The sequence below is a fragment of the Brachyspira pilosicoli genome (assembly GCF_008016535.1).
Classification (GTDB): Bacteria; Spirochaetota; Brachyspiria; order Brachyspirales; family Brachyspiraceae; genus Brachyspira; species Brachyspira pilosicoli_A.
On the sequence record NZ_SAXY01000018.1, the window covers coordinates 1 to 15,184 of the forward strand.

Below are 15,184 nucleotides of genomic sequence, written 5' to 3' on the forward strand. Positions count from 1 at the left end.
ATTTGGGTATTTCTTCTATCTTTAAAAATCTTTTAATATTTTTAGTTTCTAATGCTTCATCCACTATAAATAATTTAAATTCTGTGCTATAATCTTTTTTCATAGTAGCATCCTTTTTATTTGTTTTCTGTTCAAAATATTATAACAAGGATACTGCTTTTTTTATACTAAAAAATGTCCAATATCTCATACTCCTAAACACCAAAATCTGGAAAGTATCCTGTTGTAATAGACAATGCTTTTGGGGGAGTAATATTCCATGAAGCTTGCGGGCATGCTTTAGAGGCTACTGCTGTTGCTGATAATGCTAGTGTTTTCTGTAATAAATTAGGCAAAAAAATAGCTTCTGATGTTGTTACTGCTATAGATGACGGCACTATAAAAAATGCTTGGGGAAGTTATAATATTGATGATGAAGGCAATGATGCACAGAGAACTGTTTTAATAGAAAATGGAATACTTAAAAGCTATTTGGTTGATGAGCTTGGTTCTATAAAGATGAATCAAAAAGTTACAGGAAGTGCAAGAAGAGAAAGCTACAAATATGCCCCTACTTCAAGAATGAGAAACACTTTCATTGATAAAGGAAACTCCACTTTTGAAGAACTTATATCTGGTATAGAGTACGGACTTTATGCTAAAAAGATGGGAGGAGGTTCGGTGTACCCTGCTACTACAGATTATAACTTTGCTGTATCTGAAGGATATTTAATAGAAAACGGTAAAATCACTAAACCTGTAAGAGGTGCTACGCTTATAGGAAGAGGAGATGAAACTCTTATGAATATAGAAGCTGTATCATCAAATTTAGAATTAGCTGACGGAATATGCGGAAGTATTTCTGGAAGTGTGCCTACTACAGTTGGGCAGCCTGCTATTAGAGTAAAAGAGCTTACAGTTGGAGGAAGATAAAAAAATGGAGAGAAGCGAAAAAATAAAAGAGATATTTAATATAATCAAAAATAAATTAGATAATGATTATAAAATAGAGATTTATATGTCTAATAGCGGAGAAGAAGAGTTTACTGTTAGAGAAAGAGATTTAGATAAATATACTTTTGCCGAATCAGGAGGAATTGGTTTAAGGCTAATAAAAAATGGTCAAGTGGGTGTAAGCTTCACTGAAAAAATTGACTTTAATGATGAAAACATAAATAATTTAATTAATAATGCTAAAAACTCTCTTAAATATGCCGCATCAGAACCAGAGTTTAACACACTTATAGAAGAAAGCGAAGAGAAAGCATACAATTTAATTAATGATGACATAACCAATTTAACAAACGATGAACTAAAAAAAATATCGCTTTCAATAGAAGATAAATTATATTCATTAGATAAAAGAATTGTAAATGTACATTCCTGCGGATTGGCAAGATACGATTTTTCTAAACATATTATAAACAGCAATGGAATATGCAAGGAAGAGAAAAAAAACAGTATATCATATTATGCCGAAGTAATAGCAAAAGATTCTAATGCTGTAAAGACTTTTTTTGATGTTTATTCTTCAAAAGACACTAAATTTGATATTGATAGTTTTTGCAAAAATATAGTTGATAATGTTGTAAGTAAATTGGAAGCTAAAGAGATTAAAAGCGGAAAATACAAAACTGTTTTTACAAGCAAAGCTATGAGAACAATGCTTGGAGCTTATTTATCATTATTTTCTTCTGAGGCCGTGCAAAAACAATTATCTCTCCTTCAAGGCAAATTAAGCAAAAAAATAGCAAGCGAGATTATAAATATAAAAGATATTCCAATGTTTGATAATGGACTAGCCAATACTAATTTTGACGGAGAAGGCTCTGCTACAAAAGATTTAAATATCATCACAAATGGAGTATTAAATAGCTATCTATACAATAATTATACAGCAAGAAAAGAAAACAGAAAAACTACCTCTCATGCATCAAGAGGATTTAAAACTTCTATAGGTATATCATGCCATAATTTAATTTTAGAAAATGGAGATAATACTCAAGAAGAACTAATATTACAAATAAAAGAGGGCATACTAGTAAACTCACTCGCAGGTATTCATGCAGGCGTAAACTCTATAAGCGGAGATTTCTCTCTTCAAGCAGAAGGAATAAAAATAGAAAACGGCAAATTATCACACACAGCAAATCCGTTTATAGTATCAGGAAATATATTAGATTTTCTAAACAATATAGAAATGCTTGCCAATGATACAGACTATCATCATTCATCTATATACACACCAAGTGCCTTGATAAAAGAGCTATCATTTTCGAGCTAATACTGGAAATTTTAAAGTTTTTTATTTTATTCAACTTTTTCCCGCCGCAAAAAGTTGCAAAAAGTGCATATAAAAATACAATACTAATTTATTTTACATACTAAATATTAAATAAAAAACGATAAAAATACTTATTTCTTCTCTGTCTTTCCTTTAAGAAGCGGCATATAATCAAAAAATGAATATATTGTAATAATTGTTACAACAAGTAAACTATAGTATATTATCTTATCATAAGGTAAAACTATAGAAGTATATTTTAGTATCTTTATTAAAAATATTATCACAACAGCAAGAGCCCTTGAAGCAGTTTTTAATTTACCGCTAAACTTGGCAGCCACAGCAAATCCCCTAAGCCCTCCAAGTATCCTTACAAACATAGAAAACATATCCCTATAAAGCGAAATAATATACATCCACATAGGCATAGAGCCCTCATACAAAAATATTGTAAACATAGTAATATGAAAAACAGTATCAGCAAAAGGGTCTAACACTTTACCCAAATCACTTACTATATTTAATTTTCTTGCGAGCATACCGTCTAAAGCATCAGTTATCTCTAATATAATTAAAAATATTAAAGCAAGCACTGCTGTAATAATAGAATTATAAAAATACAAAAATATCACTAATGGCGATAAAATAATTCTGCTAAAGCTAAGTAAATTAGGAATATGTTTTTTCATAGTTTTATCCTTAAATTATTTTTATAAAATTATTTTTCTAAACCTTCGTATAATTTAAGACTATCTTCAGAATTTAATGCTTCTTCATTATCTTCTACACTATCGCTTTTTTCATAATAATCTTTACTTCTCATAGCTGCATCATATATAGAATAATCTACCTCATAAACTATATCGCTTTTAGGTTTTACGTATATTCTATCATCTACAGTATAAATTAATTCATAAACTTCTTTTGTATTATCTTGCATATATATTGTAATAACAGCATCTGGTATCTTAAATAATTGCTTCATTAAATCTTGATCGTATACAAAAGCAGATGCCTTCACCAAAGCTAAAGCTGTAAAATCTCTATATGCCTTATCTAAATCTGTTTGCTCACCCAAATCATCTACAACCCAATTAGTTCTATTTAATTTATTTATTGTGTTAGTATAATCTTTAGTAGCAATTTCTATCATTTTTACAGAATCTAAAACTATAGGGCTTTCAAATATCTCTTTATCTCTCAACATATCTATTGTTTTTTTAATAGCCTCTATATAAATATACTCCACGCTAAAATACTCATCATTATACTTCACATAATATCTCTCACCGTCAGGAGTTTTATTTCCAACATATATTTTATGTTCCTTCTTGCCATCCCAAACTGTAAACTCATTGCTTGGATTATCCAAACCAAAAGAAGAAACTTCACTTAAATTTGTTATTATTAAATCTATATTAAGAGTATTAAAGTTCTTAACATTAGCAAAAGCTTCCATTTGATCAATTTTATAATTGTTCTCTGGAGAAGTTATAGTCCAAATATTATTCTTTTTTTCAACTGTTATATCTTCATTATCATATACAAGATGATATTTATTTACATTTGTTTCATTAAGCTCAAAAATCTGAGTTCTTGGCTTATTTGCTATTAATTGCTCTTTTTTATATTTAGTGGTAAAGAAAGCAGCAAAGCTAATAATTATTAATACAACTAAAAGAATTATTATTTTTCTTATATTTTTATTCATATGTTTATCCTAATTTTATTATTTTCTATTTTGAAGAATGATATTAGCTAAATACAAAAATATAGTTGTTACAGAAAGAAAATAAACAATATCTCTTAAATCTATTACCCCTCTTGCGATATTAGCAAAATGATAATCTCCGCTAATAAATAATATAAAATTAGAAGTATTAGGAAAAAGAAGCCCTAAAAATTTTAATAATATATTTAAAGATATCATTATAGCCAAAGCAGCAATTAAAGCTATTATCTGATTTTTTGTAACAGATGAAGCAAACACCCCTATAGCACATAAAGCAGATATTAAAAACACACTTCCAACATATCCGCCTATCACAGGACCAATATCTAATCTGCCCAAAAAAAGCAAAGTGATAGGATATAGTATTGTAGGCACTAAAGCAAAAAGCATAAATACTACAGCAGATAAAAATTTACCCATTATAATGTCTAATGTAGTTACAGATTGAGTGCTTATTAATTCATAAGAACCGCTTGAAAACTCACTCGATAATAACCCCATTGTAATAGGCGGTATTATTAGAGAAAGTATAAAAGGCAAAATTGAAAAATAATCTTGCATATCATTTTGTGATAATATAAAAAATCTTGAGAAAAAATATATTCCTGAAGCTATTAAAAATATAGCAGAAAATATATAAGCTATTGGAGATAAAAATATATGTTTTAATTCTTTTTTTAATATTATTTTTGTTTTATTAAAAGAAAAAATATTAGTCATTAATTTTCTCCTTTAGTTAGTGTATGGAATACAGTTTCTAAGTTCTCTTTCTCTTTCACAAACTCATATATTATCCAATCAGTATTTTTAATAAATTTATATATTTTTTCAATAGGCTCTTTGTCAGTTGTTTTTATAGTAATTGTTTTTATATTATCATCTTCTTCAATTAAAACTATATCTTTAATATTATCTAAACTATTTAATTTTGTTTTTATAATTTCAAAGCTGTCATTAGTTTTTAGAGAAAGTTTAATAGATGATATTTTATTGTCAACACTTAGATGTTTAGGGTCATTATCAGCAATAATAGTTCCTTTGTTTATAATAATAGCCCTCGAACAAGCAGCTTCAACTTCACTTAATATGTGAGTAGATATTAAAACAGTTTTTTCTTTTCCAAGTTCTTTAATAAGCTCTCTAATTTCAACAATCTGATTAGGGTCAAGACCATTTGTAGGTTCATCTAATATAAGTATTTTAGGGTCATGTATAATAGCACCAGCAAGCCCTACCCTCTGCTTATAACCCTTAGAAAGCTCTCCTATAGGTTTTGATATTACATCTTTAAGTGAACAAGCCTCTACTACATAATTAAGCCTATCTGACAATTTATTTCTGTCTAACTCCTGTATATCTGCCATATAAACCAAATAATCAAAAACACACATATCATTATATAAAGGAGCAGACTCTGGAAGATATCCTATTATTTTTTTTATCTCTATATCTTTATCTAAAATACTTTTTCCATCTATAATAGCATCTCCGCTTGTAGGAGAAAGGTATGATGTTAATATTCTTAAAGTAGTAGATTTCCCTGCACCATTAGGTCCTAATATGCCTACAATCTCTCCAGATTTTATTTCAAAGCTAATGCCTTTCAAAGCCTGAAAATCATCATAATATTTAGTTAAATTCTTAACTGAAATCATTTTTTATAATATATCCTTAAAAAACATTTATTAAAAGCTCTATAATCTAAACTAATAAGAAAACATTATAAAATAAAAAACATAAAATCTCAACTACAATTATAAAATGTTTATTATGTTAATTCAAGTAAATAATAATTAATTATTACTAAGAAAACAAAAAATTAATTTAATATTTAGAAAAAATAATTCGAGTTATATATTGTAATTTTTTATGTAAACTGCTTGCAATTATTTCACAATAAATATATCATTAAAAACAAATATCAATGGGGGGATATAATGCTCAAAAAAATATCTATTTCAATGCTAGTTTTTGCATTTTCTCTAGCAACAATGTTTGCACAAGAAACAACAACAACAGATACAACTACTACTCAAAACTCTAATAATACAACAGGTGAAAAACCAAGAGAACAATTAGATCAAAACTTTGTAGATGCTTTAATTAATCAAGATGAAACGCTTTTAATTAATGCTATAGAAACAGGTTCGCCATCAGTTAAAGCATTATGTTTTGAAGCTTTAAGCAAAAAAGGTGCTACTAGCGATTTAGCTATAAGAACAATTAACAGATATGTTGGCTATGGTTTAGGTACTTCTGGTTCTAATTCTGATTCTGATGTAAGATATCAAGCATTACAAGCTGCAAAAGTTGCTAAATCTGAAACTAGTGTAGATTATATATCTCAAATGCTTTTTGCTGAACAAGAAACTTTCAATATCATAGCTGCTGTACAAGCTTTAGGTGATATAGGAAGTGAAAAAGCTGTTCCTGCTTTACTTTTCCAATTAAGATTAGGAAGAACTCAAGGTATAGTTTATGAAGTAGCTGTTGCTTTAGGTAAAATAGGAAGTCCTATGGCTTTAGGTGATTTAATAGACCTTTCTCAAGATGATCAATATTTCTTAGCTATTAGACAAGCTGCTGTAGATGCTATTAAAAATATTAAACCTGCTGCTAATAACAATAACACTCAGCAAAATACTGAAACTACTCAGCAATAATAATAATATATTTTTATAATATATAATAAAAAGTCCGTCTATTATAATGTAATAGATGGACTTTTTTAATTAATAAAACGTATATATTTCTATTAGTATTCATATATTTATATAAATTAATAACATATAATCCTTTTTTATTTAAATATATTTTGAGGATTTCTCTATAGCAATATAATGCTTAATAATATTATATTAATTAAATATAGTTTCATTGGTTGATATAAAAAAATAAATGAATATACTATTAATATTGTAATAATAGTTCTAAGGATTTTTTATGACTATAGAAGAATTTAATAGTAAATATTTAGTGAACAGAGAAAATACGAATTCTCAGAAATGGGAAACAAAAAAAGATAGAAGATTTAAGGTAGATGGTTTAATCCCTATGTGGGTTGCTGATATGGAATTTAGAGCTCCAGATGAAGTTATAGAAGCTTTAAATAAAAGAGTGTCTCATGGTGTTTTTGGATATACTGTTTTATGGGACAGCTATTTTGAAGCTTTTTTTAATTGGCAGAAAAGCAGATACAATATAGATTTAAAAGAAGAATGGATAAATTTTTCAACAGGCTTAGTAACTGCATTATATTGGTTAGTGAATGCTTTTACTAATAAGGGTGATAGTGTTGTAATCCTTACTCCTGTTTATTATCCTTTTCATAATGCTGTTAAAGACAATGAAAGAAATTTAATAAAATGTGAATTAAAAAATGATAATGGAATATTCTCAATTGACTTTGAAAAATTAGAAAGTGATATAGTAAAAAATAATGTAAAACTAATGATATTCTGTAACCCTCATAACCCTGCTGGAAGAGTTTGGACAGATGAAGAGATAGATAAAGCTTTTGATATATGTAAAAAGCATAACGTATACATTATTTCTGATGAGATTCACCAAGATATGAATTTAGGGGTAAGACCATTTATTTCTGCACTTTCTATAAAAAATAAAGAAAAATACTTAGATAGATTAATAGTATTATCTTCAGCTTCAAAAACATTTAACTTAGCATGTCTTCTAAACTCTCATATTATAATACCAGATGAAAAGATGAGAGAAAGATATAATAAATATGTAAACACTATCAATAGAACAGAGCTAAGTTTATTAGGAATGGTTGCTACAGAAGCTGCATATAGATATGGTTCAGATTGGCTTGACGGACTTTTAAAAACATTAAAACGAAATTACGAATATATAAGATATGAATTAAAAGCAAAAGTACCTGAGATAATAACAAGCCCTTTAGAAGGAACTTATTTGCCTTTTATAGATTTAAGAAAGGTTGTTAATCCAGAGAGAGTAAAAGAATTTATACAAGATGATTGTAAAATAGCTATAGACTTTGGAGAGTGGTTCTCTGAAAATTATAAAGGATTTATAAGAGTAAATATTGCAACAGATTTTAAATATATACAATTATTTGTTGATAGAGTTGTATCGCAATTAAAAAATAAGAATTATAAATAATATATAATTATTAGGAGATTAAAAAATGAAAAATAACTTTTGGAAAAACTACAGATTTCCTATTATGCTTTTAACAGGCGTAATTATAGGAAGTATTATTGGTTTAGTATTCAAAGAAAAAGCATCAGTATTAAAACCATTTGGAGATATATTTATTAATTTACTATTTACTGTTGTAGTACCTTTAATATTTGTATCTATAAGCAACTCTATTGTGCAGATGGACAACATGAAGAGATTAGGAAAAATTGTAGCTACTATGTTTATAATATTTTTTATCACAGGTATTATTGCAGGTTCTATAATGGTTTTTGTTTCTGTAATGTTTAATCCTGCTCAGGGTGTTAATATACCTATGGAAGTGGTAAATGATATGCAGGCTCCTAAAGTATCTGAACAAATAGTAAAGATGATAACTGTAAGCAACTTTGTGGATATACTTTCAATTAATAATATGCTTCCTATGATTATATTTTCTATATTTTTCGGCTTTGCTGTAAAACTAGTTGGTGAAAAGGCAGCACCGCTTGTAAAAATACTTGATGCGGCTAATGAAGTATTTATGAAATTAATATATATAATAATGTATTATGCTCCTATAAGTTTGGGTGCTTATTTTGCTAATTTAGTTGGTACATTTGGTCCGCAATTATTAGGAAGTTATGCAAGAGCTTGTGCTATATATTATCCTGTAGCATTTTTATACCTCATAATATTTTTCCCTATTTATGTGTATATTGCTGCTGGTAAATATGGTTTAAAATCATTAAAACACTTAATAGCTCCTATAATTACTTCTTTATCAACTCAAAGCTCATTAGCTACATTGCCTGTAAATTTGGAAGCAGCAGAAAATATAGGAGTTAAAGAAGATATTAGAAATATAGTATTGCCTATAGGTTCTACTACACATATGGACGGAACTTGTTTAAGTGGTATTTTAAAAATCTCTTTCCTATTTGGTATATTTGGAATGCCTTTTAACAGCATAGAAACTTGGATTGGTGCTATTATATTTGCTGTATTTTCTGGAGTTGCTATGGGTGCTATACCCGGAGGCGGATTAATAGGAGAAATGTTAATCGTTTCTTTATATGGATTTCCTCCTGAAGCTTTTGCTATTATAGCTACAATTGGTATACTTGTAGACCCGCCTGCTACTATGGTTAATGCTGTTGGTGATACTGTGGCTTCTATGTTGGTATCTAGAGTAGTAGAAGGAAAAGATTGGTTCAAACAAAAACTTACACAATCCTAAAAATATTATAAAAAATAAAAGCATGCTAAAATTAATGGCATGCTTTTTTATTATGTTAAATGACATAATTGATATTTATTATTCAATATTATATAATAATATTTACTTTCTACAAAAGGATAATAATATGAGAAGAGAGTTAGCTATTGTTTTAGAAACATATAATAACAATATTGCTAAAGTACAATTACAAAGAAGTTCAAGCTGCGATGGTTGTAAAATATGCTCTACTGGCAAACCTGTTACATTAAGAGCTATTAATAATATAAATGCTTCTAATGGGGATAATGTTATTATAGAAGTTGAAGAACTTAAAAAGTCTACTAATTTCTTTGTATATATAATACCATTAATATGTCTTATAATAGGATATTTTATTGGAAATTATATATCTAAAATTGCTAATATTAATCATGATTTAGGACCTATGATTTCTTTTGTGTTCTTTTTTGTTTATGTGTTTTTTGGCGTACTAAAATTGAAAAAAAATAATAAGATTATAGCTAATATAATAGCAAAAAATAATTTATGAAAATTAAATATATAATATTTGTTTTGATGTTATTTTTATTTGCATCTTGCAAAACTAATTATGAAACTTTTTACAAGATAGGTAATGATACTATATCTTCTGTTTATAAAATTACTTCTTTGGAAATAAAACCAAAAATAGAAAAGTTTGAAGATAACTATATATATACTTTTAAAAATGATACTAATGCTTTATATAATAGCGTAAAGTATGCTAATTATTTATGGAAAAATGAAGGATATTATATCACTCAGCATAATGATTTTGGCAAAGAAAATGGAAGTGTCGAACTAGCAAAAAGCTCAATAAACCCTAATAAAGTAATAAGAATCAATATTCATTCCTACACTAACAATTCTTTTGATGTTGCTATATCATTAGTAAATGGAACACTAAAACTAAAAAATAATACAAACAATTAAATATTATCCATATTAAAGTTAAGCCAATATCCAAGCTCTACAAATAATTTTTTCTCTTCTTCATCAAAGCTTATAAGAAGTCCTTTATATTTTAGAAGTATCTTATAAAAGATATTTTCATAAGTGTTTCTGTCTATAGGCATATCATTATTAGATAAAAACTTAATATCTCTCAATAAATCAAATATTATTTTTCCATTTCCAGTTTCATATAGCTCATTTAATGCCTTTTTAATATTCTCTCCAACAACTTTAGATATACCACTGTTAGAAATAAATATACCAGCATTTCTAGCATCTTTTAATTCTTTAGACACCTCATCATAGGCATCTCTTCCTTTTGATAATATAAGCTCTCTTAATATAGGAGAATCCATAGCTCCCATTAATCTTCTATAGTCATAATCTGGTGTAATACCATTTGTGTTAAAATATTTAAATAGTTTTTCATATTCAGGATATATTTTATGCATTATATCATCTAGTTTAGATATGTCTTCTTTAAATAAAGAATCTGCAAATTTATCTCTAACATCAGAACTTAAATCTTTCAATCGCATAGTATATACTAAATTATCATTACAATCTTTATTTTCAGAAAGTGTAATATCATTTTTTAATTCATAATCTTCTTTAATATTATCAACTTTAAAATATAAATCGGCTGTTATATTATCACTCATTACTCCTTCAATATGATTATTATCTATTAGAGTAGCTTTAATATTATGTTTAAAAATATTTATTTCTTTTTCTTTATAATCGCTAGCAATTAAATTAAATATAAATTGGTTAATAATATAAAGCTTAGTAAATAAATCTATCTTAGCATTTTTCTCATAAAAATATCTAGCATTATGATGTTCTTTTTTATTACTAATTGAAGTTTCTAACGCTTCTAAAAATTTCTGATAAGCCTCTTCTACAAAAGGAGCATTTTTATCTTTAACAAGCATTCTAGCATAATGAAAAGACCTCTCAGCATACTGCATATTTTTAATAGGCTCTATCCTAGAAACATCTTCAAAAAACCATCCGCAAGAAGTATAAGAAAATAATGAATATTTATAAGATTCCATTAAAAATATAAACTCTTTAAAAGATATATGTTTAGAGCATATTTCGTATAAATCTTTAGCATCAGAATCATTATATATAGCCCTAACATACTCTTCTCTAATAGAGTTTCTAGATTCATTAGTAAAGTTTAAAAATAATGCAAATAATTTGTCTTGCATATTTCTAAGTATATCAAAAGCATCTCTAAGCCCTTTTCTCCAAGATAAGTCAATAATCCCATCTCCTCCGCATCCGCAATTGCTTCTCCACCTCTCAACACCATGCGAACAGCTCCAAGAAGTTCCTCTTTTACCTTCGCCTTCATGCAATATCACCTCTTCAGTAGGAGTACATATACTCAAATAATGCTCATAATTTGTAGGCGTAATATTATCATAGTGAATATTGTCTTGAAAATACCTTGCTAAACACATATCCCCAAAAGGCTCATGATGACCATAACTCTCACCATCAGTGGCAATATTAACAAGCTTCCTATCTCCATAAGCATTTCTTATTCTCTCAGCTAACTTTTCAGCAGAACAAAGTAAATGCTCAAAAGCTATAGCATTAGATATATAAGGGTCATAAAAAAATACAGCGATTCTCTTACCATTATGTCCATAAAGCCAATAAGGTTTTGATGTGTCTATTCTTGCACCAGATACATCACTTTGAGTAATACCCTTAACATAATGTGCCTGATATGGAGAGAGTATTGTAAACTTAACTCCACAGTCGCATAAAGCATCAACAACATCTAAATTTATAGCAGTTTCAGAAAGCCATATTCCTTTTGACCTTCTTTTGAAATATTTTTCAAAATTGTAAAGTCCCCATTTAATCTGCACCACCATATCTTCTTTTTTGGCAAGCGGTAAAATTATATGGTTATAAACCTGAGCAATGGCATTACCATATCCTAATCTTTCTATACTAAGTTTATCTGCCTCTAATATTCTCTGTAATAAATCAGGCTTCTTATCAGCAATATAATCCAACAAAGTAGGTCCAAAATTAAAGCTTATATACTGATAATTATTAGACATATCCGTAATTCTGCCATAGCCGTCTAATATTCTTGAATATGCATTTGGACTATAGCATTCATTAGTTATTCTTTCATTCCAATCATGAGCAGGTGATGCACTTATCTCCTTTTCTATCTCTCCCAAAAATGGATTTTCTCTTGGAGGCTGATAAAAATGTCCATGCAATATTAAATATTTCATAATGAGAATCCTAACATAAAAAGATTATTTCATAGTATAATCAAACTTACATATATTTGCAAGTAAATAATTTTTATTTTAATTATCGAAATAAAGATTTGTTTTTTAAGCATAAAAAAGCCCAATACAATAGCATCGGGCTTATTTTATTATTTAGATATATTTTTACTTAGATAAATATTTATGTATACCAGCAGCAGCTCTTTTACCGTCACCAATAGCAAGTATAACAGTAGCAGCACCGCGGGCAGCATCACCGCCGGCAAATACACCCTCTACAGAAGTAGCACCTGTTTCTTCATCTATTACATAAGTACCTTTTTTAGTAGTTTGTAATTCAGGCACTTTTCTAGATATAAGCGGATTAGGAGTAGTACCTATAGCAATAATAACAGCATCAACTTCTATATCTTCAGTTTTTCCTTCAACAGCCACAGGTTTTCTTCTTCCGTCAGCATCAGCCTCACCAAGCTCCATAACTTGAGTTCTAACTGCTTTTACATTATCATTCTCATCGCCAATGATTTCTAAAGGCGCTCTTAAGAATCTAAAATCAACACCCTCTTCCATAGCATGATGAACCTCTTCAACTCTTGCAGGAAGCTCTTTTTCTGTTCTTCTATAAACTATATATACCTTTTCAGCACCAAGTCTTACAGCAGTTCTGCAAGCGTCCATAGCAACATTACCGCCGCCTAATACAGCAACTCTTTTATGTTTTATAACAGGAGTATCAACTTCTGGGAATTTATAAGCACCCATTAAATTTACACGAGTTAAATATTCATTAGCAGAATATACTCCGCAGTAATTTTCACCAGGTATATTTAAAAAAGCAGGAAGACCCGCACCAGTACCCAAGAATATAGCATCATATTCTTTTCTTAATTCATTGAAATCCAAAGATATACCAGCAACTTCATTTATTTTAAAATTAACACCATCTTTTTTAAGGTTTTCTACTTCGTGAGCAACTAACTCTTTAGGCAAACGGAACTCTGGAATACCATACATAAGTACTCCGCCTATAGTGTGCAAAGCTTCAAGCACTGTAACATCATAACCTAATTTTATTAAGTCTCCAGCACAAGCTAAACCAGCAGGACCAGCACCGATAATACATACTTTTTTGCCGTTTTTTTCTACTTTTAAACCGTCATACTGAGCATGTTTTCTTTCATAGTCAGCAACAAACATCTCTAATTTACCAATAGCAACAGGGTCAAATTTCTTACCAACAACGCATCTCTGTTCGCATTGAGTTTCTTGAGGGCATACCCTTCCGCAAGCTGCAGGCAATGCATTAGTTTCTTTTATTTTCTTAGCAGCTTCTAAAAATTTTCTCTCTGCTATAAGCCCTATAAACTCAGGAATTTTTACTTTAGCAGGACAGCCTTCCATACAATGAGGAACTTTACAATCTAAACATCTTAATGATTCAGTATACGCTTGTTCTTCTGTATAGCCGAGAGGAACTTCTTTAAAATCATTTCTTCTCTCTTCGGCACTTCTTTGCGGCATTTCCTGCCTAGGTATCTCACCTAATTTTGATCTTGGCGGCATATATATATATATTCTCCTATTTTCTTTATAGACCAATATTAAATAATTCCAAAATATTATACAATAAAATAAAAATATAGCAACGAAATTATTGTCATTTTATAAATATGAGAAACAGCTAATTCACTATAATATATAATTATTAATTAAATATTATAGTGATGTTTTATAATAGTTATAAAATACATAAATAAAGTTTTTTAATTTTTTGTATTGATAAACACTTGTATATTGAACAAAATGAATATATAATACAAAAAAATAAAAATTATAATAGAAGAGTGAAATTTTATGGAAAAAGAACTTATTTATTCTGTAGAAGATGATGATAATATAAGAGATTTAATTAAATACACTGTTGAAGAAGCAGGGTTTAATATAGAATGCTTTAGTAATGGTAAAGATATGCTTGAAGCTTTAAAAAATAATATACCTAATTTAATACTTTTGGATATTATGCTTCCTGATATGGAAGGTACTGAAATATTAAAAATAATAAGAACCGATTATGCCCATTTACCTATAAAAGTAATAATGCTTACAGCAAAATCTAGTGAGATTAATATAGTTACTGGACTTAATTTGGGTGCTGATGATTATATACCAAAGCCTTTCTCTGTATTAGAACTCATAGCTAGAATTAAAGCTAACTTAAGAAAAAAAGATGTGAGGATTGATACAGAGGAATTGACTTTTGGAGAAATTAAATTAATAGTAAAAAAAAGAGTTGTATATGTTAATGATAGGCAGATTCCTCTTACACAAAAAGAGTTTGACTTATTAAAACTTCTTATGGAAAATGCTAATAATGTTGTAGATAGAGAGATGATGCTTGAAGAGGTTTGGGGGGTGGAGCATTCTATGGAAACTAGAACTATTGATATGCATATTAAATCTATTAGGCAAAAATTAGATTTAAAAAAGGAAAATATTATTACTATTAGAGGAATGGGTTATAAATTAATAGAAATTTAATTATT

The 15,184-nt window shown here is 28.2% G+C and carries 13 protein-coding genes and 1 pseudogene; 8 read left to right on the forward strand and 6 right to left on the reverse strand.

The genetic code is table 11. The features are described from left to right. Window positions 1-201: 201 nt before the first annotated feature. Together EPJ72_RS02690 and EPJ72_RS02695 are read left to right on the forward strand one after the other, a co-directional pair. Window positions 202-912 (forward strand): annotated as a pseudogene (locus EPJ72_RS02690) (TldD/PmbA family protein); the annotation flags it as partial. A gap of 4 nt (window positions 913-916) precedes the next feature. Then, on the forward strand, window positions 917-2,263 hold the full coding sequence (locus EPJ72_RS02695; protein ID WP_147730749.1) for a TldD/PmbA family protein: 1,347 nt from the start codon (window positions 917-919) through the stop codon (window positions 2,261-2,263). 131 nt (window positions 2,264-2,394) lie between these two features. Here EPJ72_RS02695 and pgsA read toward each other — a convergent pair whose 3' ends face one another. From pgsA to EPJ72_RS02715, 4 genes are read right to left on the reverse strand one after another with little or no spacing between them, the layout of a single operon-like run. After that, complete coding sequence (gene pgsA / locus EPJ72_RS02700) at window positions 2,395-2,952, reverse strand: CDP-diacylglycerol--glycerol-3-phosphate 3-phosphatidyltransferase (protein ID WP_147730713.1); 558 nt, start codon at window positions 2,950-2,952, stop codon at window positions 2,395-2,397. Window positions 2,953-2,981: 29 nt separating this feature from the next. Beyond that, window positions 2,982-3,974 carry a DUF4340 domain-containing protein gene (locus EPJ72_RS02705; RefSeq protein ID WP_147730714.1) on the reverse strand — a complete coding sequence of 331 codons (993 nt, stop codon included), beginning with the start codon at window positions 3,972-3,974 and terminating at the stop codon, window positions 2,982-2,984. An 18-nt stretch (window positions 3,975-3,992) separates the two neighbouring features. Then, window positions 3,993-4,715 (reverse strand): ABC transporter permease subunit, encoded by a 723-nt coding sequence (locus EPJ72_RS02710; protein WP_147730715.1) that lies wholly within the window; start codon window positions 4,713-4,715, stop codon window positions 3,993-3,995. Further along, entirely contained in the window at window positions 4,715-5,650 is a 936-nt protein-coding gene (locus EPJ72_RS02715) for an ABC transporter ATP-binding protein (protein ID WP_147730716.1), read from the reverse strand. Before EPJ72_RS02715 ends, EPJ72_RS02710 begins: the two co-directional genes overlap by 1 nt. Window positions 5,651-5,932: 282 nt before the next feature. On the opposite strand from EPJ72_RS02715, the gene EPJ72_RS02720 reads away from it, so the two are divergent. From EPJ72_RS02720 to EPJ72_RS02740, 5 genes are all read left to right on the forward strand, one after another. After that, a complete protein-coding gene (locus EPJ72_RS02720) occupies window positions 5,933-6,658 on the forward strand; it encodes a HEAT repeat domain-containing protein (RefSeq protein ID WP_147730717.1) in 726 nt (241 codons plus the stop codon). Window positions 6,659-6,938: 280 nt separating this feature from the next. Continuing rightward, a complete protein-coding gene (locus EPJ72_RS02725; protein ID WP_147730718.1) occupies window positions 6,939-8,138 on the forward strand; it encodes a MalY/PatB family protein in 1,200 nt (399 codons plus the stop codon). A gap of 25 nt (window positions 8,139-8,163) precedes the next feature. After that, complete coding sequence (locus EPJ72_RS02730; RefSeq protein WP_147730719.1) at window positions 8,164-9,396, forward strand: dicarboxylate/amino acid:cation symporter; 1,233 nt, start codon at window positions 8,164-8,166, stop codon at window positions 9,394-9,396. 127 nt (window positions 9,397-9,523) lie between these two features. Further along, window positions 9,524-9,928 (forward strand): SoxR reducing system RseC family protein, encoded by a 405-nt coding sequence (locus EPJ72_RS02735; RefSeq protein WP_147730720.1) that lies wholly within the window; start codon window positions 9,524-9,526, stop codon window positions 9,926-9,928. Beyond that, window positions 9,925-10,350, forward strand: coding sequence for a hypothetical protein (locus EPJ72_RS02740; RefSeq protein ID WP_147730721.1), 426 nt, complete (start codon window positions 9,925-9,927; stop codon window positions 10,348-10,350). The genes EPJ72_RS02735 and EPJ72_RS02740 overlap by 4 nt, the downstream gene beginning before the upstream one ends. Here EPJ72_RS02740 and EPJ72_RS02745 read toward each other — a convergent pair. Beyond that, window positions 10,347-12,641, reverse strand: coding sequence for a DUF3536 domain-containing protein (locus tag EPJ72_RS02745; protein WP_147730722.1), 2,295 nt, complete (start codon window positions 12,639-12,641; stop codon window positions 10,347-10,349). The genes EPJ72_RS02740 and EPJ72_RS02745 overlap by 4 nt on opposite strands. Before the next feature lie 165 nt (window positions 12,642-12,806). Next, window positions 12,807-14,204 (reverse strand): NADPH-dependent glutamate synthase, encoded by a 1,398-nt coding sequence (gene gltA / locus EPJ72_RS02750; RefSeq protein WP_147730723.1) that lies wholly within the window; start codon window positions 14,202-14,204, stop codon window positions 12,807-12,809. 291 nt (window positions 14,205-14,495) lie between these two features. Here gltA and EPJ72_RS02755 point away from each other — a divergent pair, with 291 nt between their 5' ends. Further along, window positions 14,496-15,179, forward strand: a complete 684-nt coding sequence (locus EPJ72_RS02755) for a response regulator transcription factor (protein WP_147730724.1) — start codon at window positions 14,496-14,498, stop codon at window positions 15,177-15,179. Window positions 15,180-15,184: the final 5 nt, after the last annotated feature.

Bases quoted from the DNA above. Each gene is read 5' to 3' on its own strand.
- EPJ72_RS02695 (WP_147730749.1), top strand. From the start codon at position 917: ATGGAGAGAAGCGAAAAAATAAAAGAGATATTTAATATAATCAAAAAT.
- pgsA (WP_147730713.1), bottom strand. From the start codon at position 2,952: ATGAAAAAACATATTCCTAATTTACTTAGCTTTAGCAGAATTATTTTA.
- EPJ72_RS02705 (WP_147730714.1), bottom strand. From the start codon at position 3,974: ATGAATAAAAATATAAGAAAAATAATAATTCTTTTAGTTGTATTAATA.
- EPJ72_RS02710 (WP_147730715.1), bottom strand. From the start codon at position 4,715: ATGACTAATATTTTTTCTTTTAATAAAACAAAAATAATATTAAAAAAA.
- EPJ72_RS02715 (WP_147730716.1), bottom strand. From the start codon at position 5,650: ATGATTTCAGTTAAGAATTTAACTAAATATTATGATGATTTTCAGGCT.
- EPJ72_RS02720 (WP_147730717.1), top strand. From the start codon at position 5,933: ATGCTCAAAAAAATATCTATTTCAATGCTAGTTTTTGCATTTTCTCTA.
- EPJ72_RS02725 (WP_147730718.1), top strand. From the start codon at position 6,939: ATGACTATAGAAGAATTTAATAGTAAATATTTAGTGAACAGAGAAAAT.
- EPJ72_RS02730 (WP_147730719.1), top strand. From the start codon at position 8,164: ATGAAAAATAACTTTTGGAAAAACTACAGATTTCCTATTATGCTTTTA.
- EPJ72_RS02735 (WP_147730720.1), top strand. From the start codon at position 9,524: ATGAGAAGAGAGTTAGCTATTGTTTTAGAAACATATAATAACAATATT.
- EPJ72_RS02740 (WP_147730721.1), top strand. From the start codon at position 9,925: ATGAAAATTAAATATATAATATTTGTTTTGATGTTATTTTTATTTGCA.
- EPJ72_RS02745 (WP_147730722.1), bottom strand. From the start codon at position 12,641: ATGAAATATTTAATATTGCATGGACATTTTTATCAGCCTCCAAGAGAA.
- gltA (WP_147730723.1), bottom strand. From the start codon at position 14,204: ATGCCGCCAAGATCAAAATTAGGTGAGATACCTAGGCAGGAAATGCCG.
- EPJ72_RS02755 (WP_147730724.1), top strand. From the start codon at position 14,496: ATGGAAAAAGAACTTATTTATTCTGTAGAAGATGATGATAATATAAGA.